Consider the following 18499-nt stretch of genomic DNA (forward strand, 5'->3'; position numbering starts at 1 on the left):
ATTCTACAAAACTAGCAACGAATTAACGGTGCAACACACTAGTTCATGAATGCTAGTGCGATTTCGATCGTGGATGCTTCGCCCCGCCGGTACCGCTCCGTACCGCTGAGAATAAACATTCAGTATGTTCGCTTGGCTAAGCGATGCTGCTTTCAGGCCGAGCCCAAAGTGACCGAGCTCGGATGCACCGTACTCTCGCTGCCGCGCAAACTCCATCGCGTTGTCGAGGCTCGCACTGTCCATTCCTGATCCGTCATCGATGACCTGCAGCCCGGTTACCGCTCCATCCCGTTGGAGGAATCTGACTAGCACGTGTTCCGCACCCGCATCGATACTGTTGTCAACGATGTCGGCAACAGCAGTTTCGAACGTGTGGTGTCGCCCGACGGCCTCTGCAATTGAGGCGTGGGGCGGCACCTCTCGCGTTCTGACGACTCTCGCAATATTTGACATCAGAGGTCCTCGAACGAATTCGGGTACACGCCGAGTTGGCTACCGTTCTCTCGTACGGTTCGCACCGTGGCGTCGTCAAATCCCGATGACTTGTCTGCATCAATCTCGATACGAATCTCGAGCTTGTCCGGGCCAGCGCGCCGGAGGTGCTCCAGAAGCTCTTCAGCTAGGAGCATCATCTGGTTTCGGAGATCCGTTCCCGGGTTCAGCTCGATCTCACCGTGGTAGCGAGCGTTCTTCACGATTTGACGTTCCCGAACGGAAGTCTCGCCCACCCGAGGTGTTGTCGCGGAGCCAGCGGACGTGCCGCCCGTCGGTCCCGCCGCACCTACAGCGACCGTCGACTGCGCATTCGCTGCAGCGTCGGCGCGTTCACGCGCGACCTGTTCTTCGGCGAGCCGAGGCGCCACGAGCAGCGTTGAGTCGTCAACGGTGCCCGCCGAGCTCGACTCAAACGGGATCCGCAAGCCTATGAAGTCGCCAGTTGCTTCGTCATAGTCGTCCGCGAGCGCAAATCCTCGCTCGGTCCATGTCGCTTCAGCCATGACCGCGTGGATCGCTCCCAGCAGCACGTCTTTGTCTCTGAGCCTCGGCATGTACGGATACTGCAGGTGGTATTGCCACAGCTCACCAACCGAGATGTATCCCCGATTCCATCGGCTGCGAAGGTGTCCGTTCAGCACGAGCCAAAGCGCAAGGGGCGACGTGTTCGTGTAGATAACATCGTCCCGCCCGAGGCGCAGGCCTGCGCGAACCGCGAGCCTGTATTCGTGACCCTCCACCTTCATGGTCGTCAGTGTGGCTGGCTGCGAACCGTCGGCCTGCTCCGGGAACGTCGCCCATATCCACGCAGACGTGAGTCGTTGATCGACAACGGCACGCGTCTCACTTTCGCGCCGCCGAGCATGCTCGGCCTGACTTTGGGTGAGGTCGAGCTCTCGCACGGATGACGCGATGTCGGCCCAGGCGATGTGTTGCCGCAGGGCATCCTCAGCTTCAGCCCAACGGTTTTGATCCGCACCTAGCATGACGATCGTGTTCGCGAATTGTCGCGCCGCACTTCCGCGATGCCGAAGAAGTTCCCCGGCGAATTCTCTCCCCGGGCCGTCCTTACCTTTCGAAGCAAAGCTATGCCTCGGATGCAAGACCACCAGCCGCACGGATTCGGCTTCGGTCACATCAGAGGTCGCTTCGGGAGCAAGGACGACGGATGCGAATTCCGGGGCTGTGCCGGTGGTTCCGCGCAGCAGCGACACGGCTTTGCTATATACATCCTCGACGTCGATTGCCTGAGCACGTTCCGCGACCATCCGGTTCACGGAGGGTTGACGGTCGTACCAATAGCGCGTGCCCTCGGAGTAGAGGTAGGTGGCACGGTCGGCAAGCATCTGCAGTGCGGAGCCAAAGTTGCCAAGGCTGTCACCCGGCATCGCGACGCCCAGGAACACCCGTTGGCGCTCGATGCCCTTGTGCCCACTGTCCAGCGTCGCGGCAGATCCAAGGAACAGTGCTCGCGCGATTCGTCGGGTGAGGGCTCGCCGGCCAAACAATGGCCGCTCTCTATCGATCTGCAGCGGGGCGGCATTCTCCCCATCGATGTCAGTCTCGATAATGCTGCGCCACGCGTCGTCGAGGTAGGCGGTCACCTCGTCGCGCACAGCCAAGTCATCGAGTGGGAGCGATCCCGGCATAATAAGTGGCGAGTCGTCACCGGATGCATGGAGCGAGTGCACCACCGCACTCATCAGCCGCAGCACGCCACGCGTGCGCTGGAATCGCTCAAGCGTCGACCAGTCGCCGTAAAGTCTGTCAAAGAGTTCCGGATGGATCGGGTACGCCGCCCGCAACCGTGCCTCGTATTCCACCTGGCGCGTTTCCGTCGGCAACTCACCGACCTGACCACGGTAGTACTCGGTAAATCGACGCACAGTAGCGTCGATCTTTCTTCTTCCTTCGGCGTCCGGCTCGGTGAACAGTCGACGCCGCACGATTTCGAAAGACTCTCCGCTCGAAGCAGGAGTCCAATTGTGAGCCACTCGAGCAACCACATGCTGCAACCGCTGCAGCGCTGCACGGCCGTTCGCCCCACCAATCTCTAACTCCGAACCCGCTGTCGGTGCATCCGGCTCGTCTAACCGCACGTCGGAAGATGGAATCGAGACGAGCAATAGCGCACCAGGAACAGACTGCACGGCCGCCGTGAGCTGCTGCGCGAACGTGAATTGAGTGTCAAAAGTCCCGCCGACGAGATCATCGCGACCATAGAGCCCACGGGCGTAGGCGACCCATTCGTCGATCAGGATCAGCGCGGGCGAATAGCGCGCAATAAGCGTTCGCAATGCCTCACCCGGGTTCGTACCAGTTCGGTCGGCCTCCGCAACCATCGCAAACCCATCCGTGCCTCCCAGTTGCCAGGCGAGCTCACCCCAAATCGTGTTGACGACGGTGCCATCCGGTTTAATCGTGGGTTGTCCCGGCGCCATCTCGTTGCCGACGATCGCGACGCGATGGACCGCTCGATCGAATGCCGTTGAGTCTTTGTCACTGAACAAATCCTGCAACTGCTGGGGATACGCGTCGAGGCCCTCCTCGCTGAATAGGTGCCACGCTGCGAGCATCGAGTGCGTCTTGCCGCCTCCGAAGGTCGTCTGCAGGTTAACGACCGACTGCGCGTTTGCATCGCCAGCAATACGCTTCGCACTCATCTTGAGCAGTGTCTTCAGTCCCTCAGTGAGGTAGGTGCGTTCGAAGAACTGAATCGGGTCACCGTACTCCGGTGAGGCTTCCCCAACCGCAACCTGGTGAAGGTCGGCCGCGAACTCAGCGCGCGCGAAGTTACCCTCGGCGATGTCGGGATGCGGTGAGAGCACTTCTCGCCACGGAGTCAGCTCGGCGTCTGCGAGCTCGGGCATCGCAGCAGATGCGGCTCGCACGTCGCGCCTTGTCTCCTCGGCGTATGTCGCTCGTTGAGCGTCGACTCGCATGCGTCGCACAACGTCGGCCTGCTTTGGCGCACCGATCGCGCGGAGAAGTCGCTCACACGTGTCGAGCGCTCGATAGGTGTCGTCTGCGCTAAAGGGTCTGTTGTCATGAGCCCAGCGATTGCGCACTTCGCGCATCTCCCCCGCGAGGTTTTGTTCGGCGCGAGACAAGCGATCGTTGAAGACAAACCCAAGCGCCCCGAGGCGTTCCGTCACCGCGCGCAGCTGGATCTGCACGTCGGTGGGGTCGTAGTCACGAGGTGCGCGCGTTTCGCCGTCTTTGACCCGTAGGATCGCAGTCCAGTCAAGCCCTTCGGGAACGTGCGGTCGCAAAGTGTCTTCTACAAAGGGTTCGAGCCCAGCGCTGAGTTGCTCCAGCGCTCGACCCACACGTTCTCTGTTGCTGATGGCCATGGTCAGATCTCCCCGAGCGAGTCAAAATCAAGTTGCGTAGATACCGCGCGGGATGTGCTCGTCTGTTCGTCCGCCCGGGCCGCGGCACGGATTTCCGGCCACGAAGCCGCGACGTCGTTGAAAAGGATCTGCGCGGAAGTGCGACCCTTCTTTTCGCTGATTTGGTGCAGTAAATATGAAAGTTGATGCACTGCTGATCCGTTAATTCCGCGCGCCTCCGCGCGGTTGAGGATGCGCCCGGCAACGTCGAGTCCGCCACTGTCGTCGTTGAGCGCGCGTGCCAGATGCAGCGTGATCTCCCAAAGGCTGATGCGGTAGTCCTTGGCCGGGTCGTATCCCTCGGGCAGCTCGTCCGGGCTGAAGAGCGAAACCTTGCCGCCACCGGACCGCAGAACTCCCGCTCTTCGCAGAGCATCTATCGAGGCATTCTTCGCGTTCGCCAGCGTCTCGGCCTCGCCGTACGGCGCCTCGTCAAAACCGTGCCCTTCGTACCAGGCGATGCACCACCGGGTGTCGGCGTCGAACTCGCCCTCTTGTTCCGACACGACTTCGTCGAGCACCGCGTTAATCTGGCGGAGCGCCTCCCTAACACGCATGCTCGACCCGTCAGACTCGATGACCTCCGAGTACTTCGAAAACACGGCCATGCCCGGGCCAATCGCTGCTTGTGCCAGGTCCACGGGCGCAACACTCCCTTGCTGCAGAGCACGCAATGCGTCCGGCAACGTTGCCCGCAATTCAGCGGAAAAACTCCGTCTATCAATAGGTGGCGCGGTCTCGGGTCGCGGGCGAAGTGCAAGGACGATTGATGAAGCAAGCGCGTTGGTTCCGCTGGCAATCATCCTGTTACCGAGCTCCGATCGAACGGGCCAAGTTGCGGTTATCGACCAGCCAGCACGGATCATGCTTCCGAGTATGGTTTCCCACCCCGTGGAGGCCGTCCCCTCAGCGTCGATCTCCGACTGTTTGAATGCGTAGTAAACGGTGATCGGATAGGCAGAGTTTGCGCTCTCGCGCGCACGTGCGAATACGTCCTCGAATCCGTGTTCGAAAAAATCCCGCGCACCTTCTCTGCCACCGTGGCGGTACGGATTTGCTACAAGCTCTTCTGCCTTCGGAACCAACATAGTGCTAAACAAGTCCTGGTGAATAGCCCGCAGGGATCGGCGGAGCCACACATAGAAATAATCCGAAAGATCCGAATAACCGATGTTGTCGTAATACGGTGGATCTGTCGATAAGACCACATTTTCATAGTCCCTCGAGGCCGCGTCAGCAGATTCCACCACTCCATATCCAGCCGCTGGCAAACGGTCGAGTACCCGAGTAACCCACGCGAGGTCTTCTAAGTAATCTCCACCGGAGCCTCCAAAAGGGTTCGCCTCGGCGAAATCCCAGGCCATCGGGATTGCTTGCCTCGCAAACACTCCCCTCACTGATTCCATTTTCGGACTCGAGTCCCAAGTACATATTGAAGACAGCTTGTTGGTGACTCGACTAATTGCTTGGGCAAGGTAAGTACTAACCGCATCCGCATAAGCCGCAGCACCCGCACCACCTTCTTCGAGTCGCTCGCCTTCTGGTATACCCTTGTCAAGCGCATCATGCATCACCTGTTCCCGCGCTTCACCAACAAGATCACTGAACGTCGTCAATGCCGTCAGCTGCCGGTTCGTGAATAACGACGCGTAGGTTTTCAGTCCATAGGAAGGCGTCCAAATATTCCTAGGGTCTATACCTAGTTTTTGGGTTGGCACGTCTTGCGGCGCTGGTACGGAGGCAGCACTAATGTGCTCAGAATTCGGCTCCATATAAATTCGTTGGCGTCTGCCCTCTGCCACGATGGCAATAAGCGTTGCACCGAGGCCGCCGTGGACTCCTTGATCTTTAATGTAGTCCACAGAGACAGCAGAGGAACAAGACACACAAATTGCCCCCTTCCGTCCTGACATCGTGCCGTCGTTTTCTTTGGTCGGCGCCCCGGCTTTGTCATGCCCAATCGAATACTCAACCCGCCCGTCCACGACCGACGGCACGACGTATGCTTCTTTGCCTTTCTTCTTTCCCAACCACCACGAACGCACAAGCGGCATTTCTATACCACAAGCCGGGTTCGGGCACGTCACGGTGCGAGCCCAGATCCAGGCAATAACGTTCGCCTCGCTGCCGTCCTCAAGCTTCGCTTTCGGGTACAGGTGACCTATCCTGCGTTCCGCCTCATCACGCATCCACGCACCGTAGCGGCGAACATCCTCGGCCAGACCCGTTGCCTTCGGCCAACCAATTCTCTCGCCCGCGGCATCGGGATATACCGGCGGTCGATTCGCAAACTTCGACGGAATCTCGATGAGCGCCTTATTGATCAATACTGCGACGGGGTTGAGGTCAGAAGCATGAGCCTCGAGCCCAAGCCGCTGCGCCTCCAACGGAATCGTGCCGCCACCTGCAAACGGGTCAAGGATTGCGGGCGGTTTGCCGCCCGTCGAATGATCGATTTCCGCGCGCACCTCGTCGAATAGCGCCTCGTCGCCGAGGTTGTCCCAGTCGACCATGCGTGTAATGAGGTCGAAGAGCCGCTCGCGCTCGGATTCCACGCGCTGCTCAGCGAATGCATCCGCATCAGTTTCGCCTCGTGCCGTCCCTTCAGCTCGAAACTCCTCCTCTCGGCAAGATGGGTCGTCCACGAGCTGAGCGAAGAGCACCGCCCTCGCCGTCGCGAGTGGGCGGCGTGCCCACCACAGGTGAAGCGTTGAGGGGTGGCCATGACGAATCGATTTTTCACGCGCCGACTGCGCATTGATCGCGTCGAGCGGCAGAGCCACCTCTATCAGCTTCTTCTTCGACAAGCTCACTCCGTCATACTTTCATCCACCTCACAATCGACGTCTATTCGCCAGTGTGCAGGAAACCTCACCTTGATCGTTGACCCAAGCCTATCGGCCAGCGACATTCTGAACTCGACCCGCAATCGTCGCGGCTGGCGCGCCGACCGCGCATGTCGCTGGCGCCAACTAGGCTTACGACCTATGACCAGCAGCACGATTCGCGTTCTTGATCTCTTTGCGGGCGCGGGAGGGCTGACTGCTGGCTTCCACGAATCATCCGAGCGTTTCGAGACGGTGTCTGCTGTCGAGATGGATCCCGCGGCTGCGGCATCGTTCGAAGCAACGTTTGGACGAGGCATCGTCTATACCGGCTCGATCCAGGACTGGTTGTCTTCAGATCGGATGCCGCGTGACGTCGACGTCGTCGTCGGAGGCCCACCATGCCAGGGCTTTTCGACTCTTGGGAAGCAAGATGTAGAGGATGAGCGCAATTCCCTCTGGGTTCAGTATGCGAAGACGCTCAATCTCGTCAAACCGCGGTACTTCGTGGTGGAGAACGTCGCAGCATTTGCAAAGTCGACGCAGTTCGAGCAATTCGTGGCAGCGACTCAACCTGGTGGTTGGCTTGAGGATTACGCGTTCCGGCACGCTGTCCTGAACGCCGCGGACTACGGGGCTCCGCAAGCTCGGAAGCGGGCCGTACTCATTGGTCATCACAAAGACTTGCCGTTTCCCGGTTTTCCCGGTGCCACGCACTCGGCTACTGGAGAAGATGGCAAGAAGAGGCACAGTACCGTCTCGGAATGGTTTGCCGGTGTTCCCGCGCTTCCAGACCGTGACTCGGTTTTCTCGGCCAGATCTGTAGAGCACCACGGCAAAGTTTTTCCCGGGGAATTTGCACCCCGCGAACTTCACTGGAGCAGAAGCTATCAGGACCTCTCGCTCAAGCGTTTCGCGAGCATCCCTCCCGGCGGGAATCGCTTTGACCTGCCGGACGAGCTGAAAGCACCGTGCTGGCGAAAGCACACATCGGGCTCTGGCGATGTCATGGGCAGGCTTCATGCCGATCGACCATCAGTGACGATTCGGACCGAATTCTTCAAGCCCGAGAAGGGTCGGTACCTCCACCCCACTGAGAACCGAGCGATCACGCACTATGAGGCGGCTCTGCTTCAAGGGTTCCCAGACAACCACCGATTCGTGGGGTCGAAGACTGCGATTGCGCGGCAGATCGGCAACGCCGTACCCATCCCCCTGGGGAAGGCGATAGCGCAGCAGCTCGAACGGCATTTCTAGCGCAATGTGTTTGGCTCAGCTGGAGCCAGCACCTTTTTGAGGCCACGCGAATGGGCCCCAGCGGGCCACTCCCCCAATCGAATACCAAAACGTCAAATTGCCAATCAGACGTTCCTCTCCCTGCTGCGATCAGCAGACCGCAGGGTGTCGGCGTGGAAGAAATATCACCATCGAAAAGCACGGCTCCACTGCTACGGTGAGCCCATGCGCAAAACCTTCTTGGCGTGCCTCGCGGTGATACTCGGAGTGACTGGTTGCAGCACGGTGTCCGTGTCAAACGGCGCTTCGGAGGACGGGGGCCCGCCGGTCGACAGCACGGTCTGTGCGAACGAGGAGATTGCGGTCGGAGAGGACGGGAGCACGGTCGCGGACATCGTGCAGCAGGCGGTGGACGGCTCGGGGCTCACCTCCGCGCTGTATCGCGTGACCCGCGGCGATGAGGTGATCGCCACCGGAGCGATCGGCGACTCGATCCACGGGGTGCCCGCCGAGCTGGACATGCACTTCCGCAACGGGAATGTGGCGTTCGCTTACATGGGGACCCTGCTGCTCTTGATGGCTGAGGATGGCACCCTGACCCTCGACGACACGATCTCGCAATGGCTGCCCGACCTCGACGTTCCCCGCGCGGACGAGGTGACGCTCAAGATGCTTGTGCAGAACACCTCTGGCTACCCCGACTACGTGCGGGACCCCGCCTTCGGCGAGCGCTTCCTGCAGAACCCCTTCCAGCAGTTCGACGCGGACGACCTGCTCGACTACGCGTTCACGACTCCCCCCTTGTACGAACCCGGCACGGCCTGGAACTACGCACACACCAGCTATGTGATCCTGGGCGAGGTGCTCGCGGCCGCTGGCGGGCAACCGCTCGCCGACCTCCTGACGGAACGGGTCATCACCCCGATGGGGCTCGCCTCGACGACGCCGGTGCTCACGAGCGCGGTTCCCGAGCCTGTGCTCCACTCCTTCAGCAGCGAGCGCGAGGTCTTCGAGGACACGACCTACTGGAACCCCTCGTGGCAGACTGCCCCCGGTTCAGTGGTTGCCACGAACATCTGCGACCTCGCCGAGTCCGCGCAGGCCATAGGCACAGGATCGCTGCTCTCGGATGCCTCGTTCGACGCCATGATCGCCCCGGAGACCGCGGAGCTCCCGGCACCTCCGGCATCCTGCACGGCTTGCAGGCAGTTCACCGAGGATCAGTACTACGGAATGGGCGTGATCGTTCGCGCGGGATGGATCCACCAGACCCCGCTCTTCGCGGGCACCGGGGTGGTGCACGCCTATTTGCCTCCAGAGGATCTCACGGTCGCGGTAGTCGCCGTGAGCGGCAAGGAAAGTGATTCGACGCAAAACCATGCGATCGAGATCTGGACTTCGATCGCCGCCGAGCTCTCCCCCGATCACGTGCCCCCGGCCGGGTAGCGGCGCGCGGGTTGACTGGCTACAGGACCCCTAGAAGTCCCAGTCCTCGTCATGGGTGTTCTCGGCGACACCAATCACACACGACGACCCGGACCCCGAGAAAAAGTCGTGGTTCTCGTCTGAGCCCGGCGACAGCGCCGACAGGATCGACGGGTTCACATCCGTCACCGACGACGGGAACATCGGCTCGTAGCCGAGGTTCATCAGCGCCTTGTTCGCGTTGTAGTCGAGGAACTTCTTCACGTCCTCCGATTGGCCATCACAACGACTTACGGATTCCCGGTTTTCCCGGTGCCACGCACTCGGCTACTGGAGAAGATGGCAAGAAGAGGCACAGTACCGTCTCGGAATGGTTTGCCGGTGTTCCCGCGCTTCCAGACCGTGACTCGGTTTTCTCGGCCAGATCTGTAGAGCACCACGGCAAAGTTTTTCCCGGGGAATTTGCACCCCGCGAACTTCACTGGAGCAGAAGCTATCAGGACCTCTCGCTCAAGCGTTTCGCGAGCATCCCTCCCGGCGGGAATCGCTTTGACCTGCCGGACGAGCTGAAAGCACCGTGCTGGCGAAAGCACACATCGGGCTCTGGCGATGTCATGGGCAGGCTTCATGCCGATCGACCATCAGTGACGATTCGGACCGAATTCTTCAAGCCCGAGAAGGGTCGGTACCTCCACCCCACTGAGAACCGAGCGATCACGCACTATGAGGCGGCTCTGCTTCAAGGGTTCCCAGACAACCACCGATTCGTGGGGTCGAAGACTGCGATTGCGCGGCAGATCGGCAACGCCGTACCCATCCCCCTGGGGAAGGCGATAGCGCAGCAGCTCGAACGACAGTTCTAGAGCAATGTGGTGGCGTCAACTGGCGTGTGCAACTTTTTGAAACCGCCAGCTTGTGATCCCGCCAACAGGTTCCCCCTAGAATATCGCGACCTCACATAGCTACTCTGTGCGCTTCGACTTCTGCTGCGCCATCGCGCGAAGCCTTCGCTGAACTTCAGGTGGCGTCACAGAAACAAGCCGCTGACCACCCAGTTTCGGATAGAGCGGCCGATCCCGACTGAAGATTGTGGAGTGATGCATATCCGGCACACCCTTGTTCCAGAGATGCAACTTCGATTCATGGGTGAACGAGCCCCGAACCGCATCGATTGCGCCACCCGTAATCCATCCAAAATCAGAATGCTCGATGAGCTGATATTCGACCGCCCGGGATACGCAAGCTGCAACCCAATCGGCAAACTGGATATTCGCACTTACGGCACTATCTAGATGCATCGGCGGCTCGACGATCCGCCGCATCTCCTCGAACTCACCCGAACGACTAAACATGTGGGCGTACATCGTCGGCATCCGTTCAATGCGCTGTTTCTCGTTTACCTGATCCATCATCACAAGCAGATGATTGTGACGACTCTCAGCGTGGCGCGCAAGACGGTTCAGCGTCTCCTTCATGGCCATGGCCTCGCGGGCATCCGTGTCTAGGTGAGTCTGGTTCGGCGTCCCAAGTGGTTTCTCATCGATGTAGTAGAAGAGGTTTCCACCGACCGAGCGGAGCCGCCGCACCAGTGCGCTAAAAACGCGGATCTGCTGAGGATACTTGTCGAGAGTTACCCTACGGAAGATCGCAGAGCCTTTCTTCTCCCATTGTGCGGGTCGGTCGCTGGCGGCGATTTCGGTGGCGTAGACCTTCCGCTTCTCCTCGGCAAACCAACTACCGAAACGTCGAGCTTCGGGAGCTGGCACGACGAATCCCGCATAGCCGAAGGCAGGACTGGTGTTAAATCGGGAATGATCCTTCGACACGAACGCGCCGGTCTCGCCAACCTCGTCAAGATACGCCAGAAGCATGCATCCATCTTGTCCGCAGCCTCCGACACGAAAGCCCGCGCTCTCGCGCGGGCTTTCCGAATCGGCGCTCAGAGACCTATTTCATTCTCCGCTACCGGAAACCATGCTAGCCACTTTCGTTGTTAACTGCCAAGCTCAAGGACCGCCTTTCGACAAGCTCAAGGACCGCCTTTCGACAAGCTCAAGGACCGCCTTTCGACAGGCTCAAGAACCTTTCGACAGACTCAAGGATCGAGGACCCCTAGAAGTCCCAGTACTCGTCATGGGCCGCGTGATCACGCGGAACTTCGGGGCCCGCAGCGGGGCCGTGCCCTCTGCGTGCCACTCTGAAACAGGCTGTGTGTCCACTGCTGTCCAGCGGTGCGTGGCACACCTCGATTCTACTCGCTGAGCGAAAATCGCGCCGGTCCGCTACTGGTTTGAGAAGCGATCCTTCAGCGCTTGCAGGGAACCTCTCGATGCTGGCACACGCACTGGGTCATAGCAGGTGGTGAAGTTGCCCATGTATCTCGGGTAGAGGTCCTTGCCGCCGCTTTCAGCACGGACTTTGCTGCTGTCACTCGTGACTCGTGCAAGACGATCGCCGAAGTACTTGGGCGCCCACTTGAACTCTTCGAAATCAGGGTCGAACTTGTAGGCAGCGATGCGGCCCAGCAATGCACAGATCCAATCTGCGCACTGCACTGTTTGGTAGAGGTGGCTCTCAACCTCCATCGGGGGCTCCAGCAACCGTGTGGCGTTCTCGTGGGAGAACATGAACGAGGCCGCACCCGCGAACACTTCGAGACGTTCCCGGTCACCCTGCTTATCGAGGATCATCATGAGATTCTCTCCATCGGGGAGATTCCAGTGGATCCGCTGGATGAGCTGCTTCATGGCGTGGTCGTACCGTTTAGCATTGGTCTCTGAGATCGCCTCGGGGCCTCCGCGCGGCTTCTCCTGACCGTAGAAGACGACCTTTGCGTCCAACTGTTCGAGCTTCGTGAGTACACGTCCAATGATGCGGCGTACCTCGCGGTACTTCTCAACGTTCTGCGTGGTGAGGAGGGCCGATCCCTTCTTCTCCCAGTGCTCAACCTTCTTCCCTTGCGAGATCACCTTGACGTCGATCTCTTCTTTGAGTCCGGACTCTTTGATGTATCGGAACGCGCCGGAGAGTTCACGCACGTTGTCCACCGGGATGATGAAGCCCCCGAGACCGAATACTGGATGGGTCTTGTACGACTCGTGCTCCCTGCTGACGTAGAGGCCGTTGTGACCGAACTCGTCGAAGTAGCCGATGTACAATCATTCCTCCAGGAAACACGAAGGCCCGTGTCAGAAACACGGGCCTCGGAAGTGGAGCGCAAATGCGCGTCCAGGCCCAATCCTACGCGTACTCCGCAGACCGAGCAAGCGATCGGAGTTCGAGAAGGTTACGCCCAGGATACTGGGCAGCACCGACATCGAGACGGTCTCGGGGTCAAAGCCTCGGGACCTCAGCCGGTCTGGCGCTTGATCGTGACCCCTCCCACGACGATCGTGCCAGTCCTTCGATCGAGCGAAGCGCACCCTCAGCGCGTGCACGGTCAACCTTCTGGGTTGTGGCATCGGGAGTGGGCCCGAGAGGTGTCGCTGCCGTGACTCCGTACCGATCGCGATAAGCGGCGACCACGCGAGCGTTGCGGCGCCAGACGTTGAGGCTGCGCAGATCGCCAGGCTCGGCGGTGACTGCCGTCAACCATGGCGCTGAATCAGTAATTGCCGCGCTGAGGAGTGCGTCTGCCCGCTCTTCGATCAGCTCCGCACGCTCCGTGAGTGAGCGTTGCATCTCCTCGTTCATCGCACCGGTCGCTTCGGGAATGAGCCCAGCGATGAGCCTCGCGGGCTTCTTGATGCGCCCCGATCCGGCGGGTCGTGTGGTTGCAGTAGCCACACGGTGACGCAGCACCGCGGCGATGTCGTCGGCGTCACCGAAGTCACGCGCAGGCACGAGACGAGGCAGCAGTCGCTCGACGTCGTGGTTGTTAGCCTCAGCCCGGCGTAGCTCAGCGGTAAGCGGCCCGAACGCATCAGAATCGACCACACTCTCCGCTTGCTCGGCGCTCAGCCCGGAGGACCTGATCAGCGACGCCCACCGGTCGCGCTGCGCGGCAGCGGCGATCGTCTCGTACTCGGCGGCGAGCTGGGCGATGGTTCCCCAGAGCTCTTGCTCGGCGGCGAGGGTTTCGTGCGCAGACAGCTCGGCGCCCACGTGCTGGAGCACACCACTCAGAACGCTCTGTGCGGTGGCCTCCCCATGGTCGCCGGGGTGCGGACCTACGTGGGAGTCATCGGGCTTGTCGACTGCGACGTAGGCGATGTTCGCGTCGCGACCCCGGGTCGTTGCGACGTACAGGCTCTCGCGCGTCAGCGAAGCATCCACAAGTACATGCGCTGTGTCAGTGGTCAGGCCTTGGGCGCGGAAGGAGGTGACAGCGTAGCCGAGATCGACGTGCTCGGCGACGTAGTCTGCCGGGAGCAGCAGGTTGGCTCCTCGTGAGCGTCCTTCCCGTCGAATGAGCATCGAACCATCCGTGCGAACATCGAGAACGTGCCACCGGTCACCATTGCGTACCCAGCTTCCAGCTGCCCGAAGTCGCCGATCGTTCTTACGCGTGATCACGACGTCGCCGTTCGCCGCTTGGGTGCCGTCGTGCAGGTCAACTTCGCGCGGGCCGCGCACGACACCATCGAGGATCAGGGCTGTACGTGCACGAGTGTTGAGCGCAGTGACCGATTTGTTCGAGTCAGAGACGAGCACGGTCGCCCGCCCGACGAGTTGGTCGGTCCGCCATGCAGCGTACGCGGCCTCGATCATGGCTTCGGTGTCACCCTCAACGATGCGGCCGCGCTCCGCGTAGGTGTCGAGCACTTCGGCGCGACCGTGGCGGAGGTCGAGGGAGGCGCGCTTCTCCCAGTCGTGTGTGAAACGGTGCACGTCGACGAGTTCGGCGACGTCGTCACGGTCGTGAGCGAGAAGCCCGAACGCACCGCCCGCGTCCACAGCTTGGAGCTGCGCGTAGTCACCAACGAGCAACACCTTCGCTCCAGTGTCCGCCGCGAGCCCGACGATGCGGTCAAGTGACAGCGTTCCGGCAAGGGATGCCTCGTCGATGATGACGAGCTGATTCGCGGTGAACGTCTCACCGGTTTGGAGGTGTGTCTGCCACCACTTCGCGGTGTTCTCAGTCACGATCCCGAGGTCTTCGCCGAGCACCTCGGCCGCGCCCGACGAGGGCGCGAGTCCGACAACAGAGCCTGGGCCGTGCTCCTTCTCCCACGCCCGGCGGAGCGCGCTCATCGCTGTCGTCTTTCCTGCTCCGGCGGGGCCGACCAGCACGTCGACCACGCGTCCAGACACGGCGATCGCCGCCAGCGCGGATGCTTGATCAACGCCGAGCATCCGTCGCTCACCGTCCGGCTTCCGCGAAACTCGTTCGATGGTCGCCAGCGGAATTGTGGGGCCCGACGTCGTCCGTGAGAGCTGCAGCAATCGGTCCTCGGCGTCGAGCAGTTCCCCTGATGAGAAGACGGTGGAATGCTTCGGGCGGAACACCGACGACTCATCGGCACGTCGGAAGACTGCGGGACTGGATGCCAGCTCGGGCGGCGTCAACCGGAATGATGCACTCTCGGCAGCATCCACGACCATGCCGATCACCGCCTCGCGGTCGCGCGTGCTCGCAAAGCGATACCCCATTGTCTGGCGGGCCGCCTCGGCGGTGAGGTTCCAGCGTCGCCAGGTGGAGCGCTTCTCCCCTACAGTCGCGACCACGCTCGAACCGAGGTTCGCGATGACGTCCACTGGCATATCGTCTGTACGTAACAACATTGGCGCATCGTTGGCGACAACCGTTCGCGCCCAGCTCGTCGCGCCTTCCTCCAGGATCGCCCCAGCGCGTTGCCGCCAGCGGTCAGTGAGGTCAGCGAGCGAATGGATCTCCTTCTCCGGCCGCGTCGCGAGTGTCGCCTGAGCACGCAGCTTGATGATCCTCGCACTGGATGGCTGCCTGCCGTGCTTATCGACGTACGCCGCGATGAGACGATCCTTCTCCTCATCAATGTGTCTCGAACGCGATGAAAACGCATCGACCAGGGCCTGCGGAACTGAGGCAATGCTCCACGCCGGGTTTCGGTCGCGACCTCGCTCGCGGGCTTCCCATTCGACGCCCAGTGTGCGTGTGAGGTGGTCGGCGAACACGGCTTCATGAAGCTCGGAGAGCGCGACCGTTGCGGCGTGCATCGGGCGGCTGTCGAGGCTGCGCCATTTGTTGTCGAGCACGGTCTGGACCTTGTTGCTGATGACGACGTGGGTGTGTAGGTGTGGGTCACCAGCCCGTGAGTCGTAGTGGTCGTATGCCGTCGCGATCAACCCGCGTACGTCGACCTGCGCAACGGCACCGTCGCCGGGGGTTGCACCGGCGCGAGTGGCTGCAACTTCGCGCTCCATGAACGCAACCACCTCTGCAACCGCCGCATGGTGGGCATCAACGATGAGCGATTGCGTCCCAGCGTCGGCGACCCCCCAGAGCACGGAGGCGGACTTCGGGATCGAGAACGTGTAGTCATATCCTGCGACCGCTCGACGGGTGCCCCGCGCTGACTCTTCAGCTTCGATCGCAGCCACCTCGCGACCGCGCGCCGCAGCGCTTAGATCGGGCGCGAGCGCAGCGACTCGCTCGGCGATCCGATCGGCTCTGGGCTTGTATTGCGGATACGCCCGCCCGAGTGGTTCGCCCGTGATGGGGTCGCGGCCCATACCGATGAGCAGCTGGAGCTGGGCCTCGGAGACCTCTTCGCCCACGAGGAGTCGTCCGCCTCCAAGCGCAGCCACGCCATCACCCATCCACCTGCCGGGTGGCGTGCCGTCGGCGCCGTAGTAGCGCGTCAGCGGCGTCGAGAGGTCGCGGTCACCGTCCCCGGCTGCGACGGTGCGCAACAGGTACTTGTACCCATCGCCCGCCGACATCAGCCTCATCGACACCGTCATTCGTGCCCACCTATCCTCCGTTACGGAGGAGGTGAACATGTGGCATCTGAGGCGTCACGAACTCGTCGCGGAAGGCGACGTTCCTCGATCTGCCAGACGCGTGGGGCTACAGACGAAGGTCTGGCCTGTGTCAACGACCGGCGTGATCGATCAAGTCCAGGCGACAAGAACCTCCACGGCATACCTTGGTTCAGTGCGCAGGTCAACGCCGCGAGTGCCGACCTCGGGCAGCTGCTCGTTCCGTCCTTTGGCACATGCCACTCAGAAACCACACTCCCGCTGAATACCCCGGGGAGGTATCATGCGGAGTGGTATTGAAATAGAATGGGTGAGGCAATTTGAGTCTTACCGGCCCGGGAGGTGGAGGTATGTCGATAGCGAATACCGCCCCTTCGCGTCCGGTCAGCCCGCACCCACCCCGGTTCCTCGTTGCGCTATTCGCACTCGGCGCTCTCCTCCTGTGCGCCGTACTCATGCACGCCTTCGGGCATGGTGGGCGCCACGAGGCCGCACCTGCAACGGCGTCGGTAATGCACGCTGAAGCCGCGCCCGGAAGCCCCACGACGGCGGTCACCTCCGGGCATGGCGAGCACCCAACGGCCGCGCACGCAGATGGACTTTCGGATCCCGGTGTCGCCTGCGGAGCGGGCTGCGGCGAACATGACATGGTCCAGGTCATCTGCATGCTCGTGTTCCTGACCGCGGGTGTGTTCTTCCTCTTCGTTCTCTCCCGGCGATTGGCCACCGATCGCTGGTTCGGTGCGCACGAATTGAAGATGGCTGTTCATGCCCGGGGTGCGCCCCGTCCGATGACGCCGTCGCCGCAAGAACTCTCCATTAGTCGAACTTGATCGGTCTACCGGGGCCGCGCCATGTGCGCATGGCCTCGCTTTGCCGATCCCAAATTCTTCGACGTATTGGAATAACTCATGAAACTCCGAACCTTGTTTATTGTTCCGGGCATTCTCGCCGCCGGACTGGTCCTTGCCGGTTGCACGACTGGCCCAGCGGAACCCGCACCTGCTACTTCGACAGCACCATCATCAGTGTCGGAGGACTTCAACTCTGCTGACGTGATGTTCGCGCAGATGATGGTCCCTCACCATGTGCAGGCCGTCGATATGTCCGACCTGATTCTCGCGAAGGATGACATCGACCCTCGTGTTGTCACCCTCGCCGAAGAAATCAAAGCCGCACAACAGCCTGAGATCGACACGCTCAACACCATGCTCGAAGCCTGGGGCATGCCCCAGGCCGCAACCGATGGTATGGGCATGGGCCACGGCGGCCACATGGACGGCATGATGACCGAGGAAGACATGCAGGCACTCGAAGCCGCAACTGGACCCGACGCGAGCCGACTGTTCCTGGAGCAGATGATCGTGCATCACGAGGGTGCCGTGGAGATGGCGCAAGCTCAGGTCGATTCCGGGGTGAATCCGGATGCCGTCTCGATGGCACAGTCGATCATCGACACCCAGAACGGTGAGATCGAGACCATGCGCGACATCTTGCTGCGCCTCTAACCACCCATCCCCCTGGGGTCGGCGCGAAACTACTTGCGCGCCGACCCCAGCAACACCAACACACAGCACCGGTTGCGCACCCTTGGCTACCCAGGGCCACAGCCGGGCCTCGACTGAAAGACGACGACGCTATGAAGCGATTCACAACCCTTGCCGCGGCAGCTGCGGCAATCCTCTCCCTTACGCTGGCTGGGTGCTCCGCCCCGGATGCTGCGGTGCCCAACACACCCAGTGCCGACCTGCTCGCCTCTCACAACCTGACCGACATGTCGGCGAGGGAGATCGTCGACACGCTCGACCGGATGAACGTGAGCGACCGGCCTACCGACTTGATCGCATCCGTACAGCCCAATGCCCTCGTCCTGACCGACAACGTCACCGAAGTCTCCCTGGACATGCCGGATGACGTGACCTATGTCTCTGTTGCCCCCTTCGTTTCGCAAACACACGAGTGCTTTTACCACAGCCTCACGACCTGCCGAGGAGAACTCTCTGCGCAGCAAATCGAGGTGCGGTTCATCGACGATGCGACCGGTGACGTGATTCTCGAAGAAACCACGACCACGTTCGACAACGGGTTCGCTGGGTTCTGGCTCCCCCGCAACCTGAGCGGGACGATCGAGGTGACCTACGACGGGAAGACCGGCGAAACCCCGTTCTCGACCGCGAACGACGCGGCGACCTGCATCACCACGCTCCAACTCACGTGATTTTCGGG

At 61.2% G+C, this 18499-nt stretch carries 12 protein-coding genes and 1 pseudogene; 5 read left to right on the top strand and 8 right to left on the bottom strand.

From position 1 onward, the window contains the following. Positions 1 to 3: 3 nt before the first annotated feature. From GMOLON4_RS16395 to GMOLON4_RS07805, 3 genes are read right to left on the bottom strand one after another with little or no spacing between them, the layout of a single operon-like run. Positions 4 to 453 (bottom strand): ATP-binding protein, encoded by a 450-nt coding sequence (locus GMOLON4_RS16395; protein ID WP_026937807.1) that lies wholly within the window; start codon positions 451 to 453, stop codon positions 4 to 6. After that, positions 453 to 3848, bottom strand: coding sequence for a Swt1 family HEPN domain-containing protein (locus tag GMOLON4_RS07800; protein WP_026937806.1), 3396 nt, complete (start codon positions 3846 to 3848; stop codon positions 453 to 455). Before GMOLON4_RS07800 ends, GMOLON4_RS16395 begins: the two co-directional genes overlap by 1 nt. 2 nt (positions 3849 to 3850) lie before the next feature. Then, positions 3851 to 6694, bottom strand: a complete 2844-nt coding sequence (locus GMOLON4_RS07805; RefSeq protein WP_211222714.1) for a DUF1156 domain-containing protein — start codon at positions 6692 to 6694, stop codon at positions 3851 to 3853. On the opposite strand from GMOLON4_RS07805, the gene GMOLON4_RS07810 reads away from it, so the two are divergent. Both GMOLON4_RS07810 and GMOLON4_RS07815 read left to right on the top strand, forming a co-directional pair. After that, a complete protein-coding gene (locus tag GMOLON4_RS07810) occupies positions 6611 to 7969 on the top strand; it encodes a DNA cytosine methyltransferase (RefSeq protein ID WP_265576779.1) in 1359 nt (452 codons plus the stop codon). The genes GMOLON4_RS07805 and GMOLON4_RS07810 overlap by 84 nt on opposite strands. Positions 7970 to 8173: 204 nt before the next feature. Further along, positions 8174 to 9394 carry a serine hydrolase domain-containing protein gene (locus tag GMOLON4_RS07815; protein ID WP_051267434.1) on the top strand — a complete coding sequence of 407 codons (1221 nt, stop codon included), beginning with the start codon at positions 8174 to 8176 and terminating at the stop codon, positions 9392 to 9394. A gap of 30 nt (positions 9395 to 9424) precedes the next feature. Here the strand turns inward: GMOLON4_RS07815 and GMOLON4_RS07820 are convergent. Then, a pseudogene (locus tag GMOLON4_RS07820) lies at positions 9425 to 9652 on the bottom strand (class 1b ribonucleoside-diphosphate reductase subunit beta); the annotation flags it as partial. 365 nt (positions 9653 to 10017) lie between these two features. Between GMOLON4_RS07820 and GMOLON4_RS07825 the strand changes: the two are divergent. Beyond that, entirely contained in the window at positions 10018 to 10236 is a 219-nt protein-coding gene (locus GMOLON4_RS07825; RefSeq protein WP_347277554.1) for a DNA cytosine methyltransferase, read from the top strand. Positions 10237 to 10335: 99 nt separating this feature from the next. On the opposite strand, the gene GMOLON4_RS07830 is transcribed toward GMOLON4_RS07825, so the two are convergent. The 4 genes from GMOLON4_RS07830 to GMOLON4_RS07845 form a co-directional block, all read right to left on the bottom strand. Beyond that, positions 10336 to 11244, bottom strand: a complete 909-nt coding sequence (locus GMOLON4_RS07830) for a DUF3800 domain-containing protein (RefSeq protein WP_106486716.1) — start codon at positions 11242 to 11244, stop codon at positions 10336 to 10338. Between the two features lie 411 nt (positions 11245 to 11655). Next, the gene (locus tag GMOLON4_RS07835; protein WP_084147700.1) at positions 11656 to 12531 is read right to left on the bottom strand and encodes a DUF3800 domain-containing protein; all 876 of its coding nucleotides are present in this window, start codon (positions 12529 to 12531) and stop codon (positions 11656 to 11658) included. 175 nt (positions 12532 to 12706) lie between these two features. Further along, a complete protein-coding gene (mobF, locus tag GMOLON4_RS07840; protein ID WP_051267386.1) occupies positions 12707 to 16255 on the bottom strand; it encodes a MobF family relaxase in 3549 nt (1182 codons plus the stop codon). A 434-nt stretch (positions 16256 to 16689) separates the two neighbouring features. Continuing rightward, complete coding sequence (locus GMOLON4_RS07845; protein ID WP_026937803.1) at positions 16690 to 17022, bottom strand: hypothetical protein; 333 nt, start codon at positions 17020 to 17022, stop codon at positions 16690 to 16692. A gap of 162 nt (positions 17023 to 17184) precedes the next feature. Between GMOLON4_RS07845 and GMOLON4_RS07850 the strand changes: the two genes are divergently transcribed. Both GMOLON4_RS07850 and GMOLON4_RS07855 read left to right on the top strand, forming a co-directional pair. After that, positions 17185 to 17781 (top strand): DUF305 domain-containing protein, encoded by a 597-nt coding sequence (locus GMOLON4_RS07850; protein WP_026937802.1) that lies wholly within the window; start codon positions 17185 to 17187, stop codon positions 17779 to 17781. A gap of 131 nt (positions 17782 to 17912) precedes the next feature. After that, positions 17913 to 18491: a CueP family metal-binding protein gene (locus GMOLON4_RS07855; protein ID WP_026937801.1), complete on the top strand. Its 579-nt coding sequence runs from the start codon at positions 17913 to 17915 to the stop codon at positions 18489 to 18491. The last annotated feature ends 8 nt before the right edge of the window (positions 18492 to 18499 follow it).

It is taken from the genome of Gulosibacter molinativorax (assembly GCF_003010915.2).
Taxonomy (GTDB): Bacteria; Actinomycetota; Actinomycetes; order Actinomycetales; family Microbacteriaceae; genus Gulosibacter; species Gulosibacter molinativorax.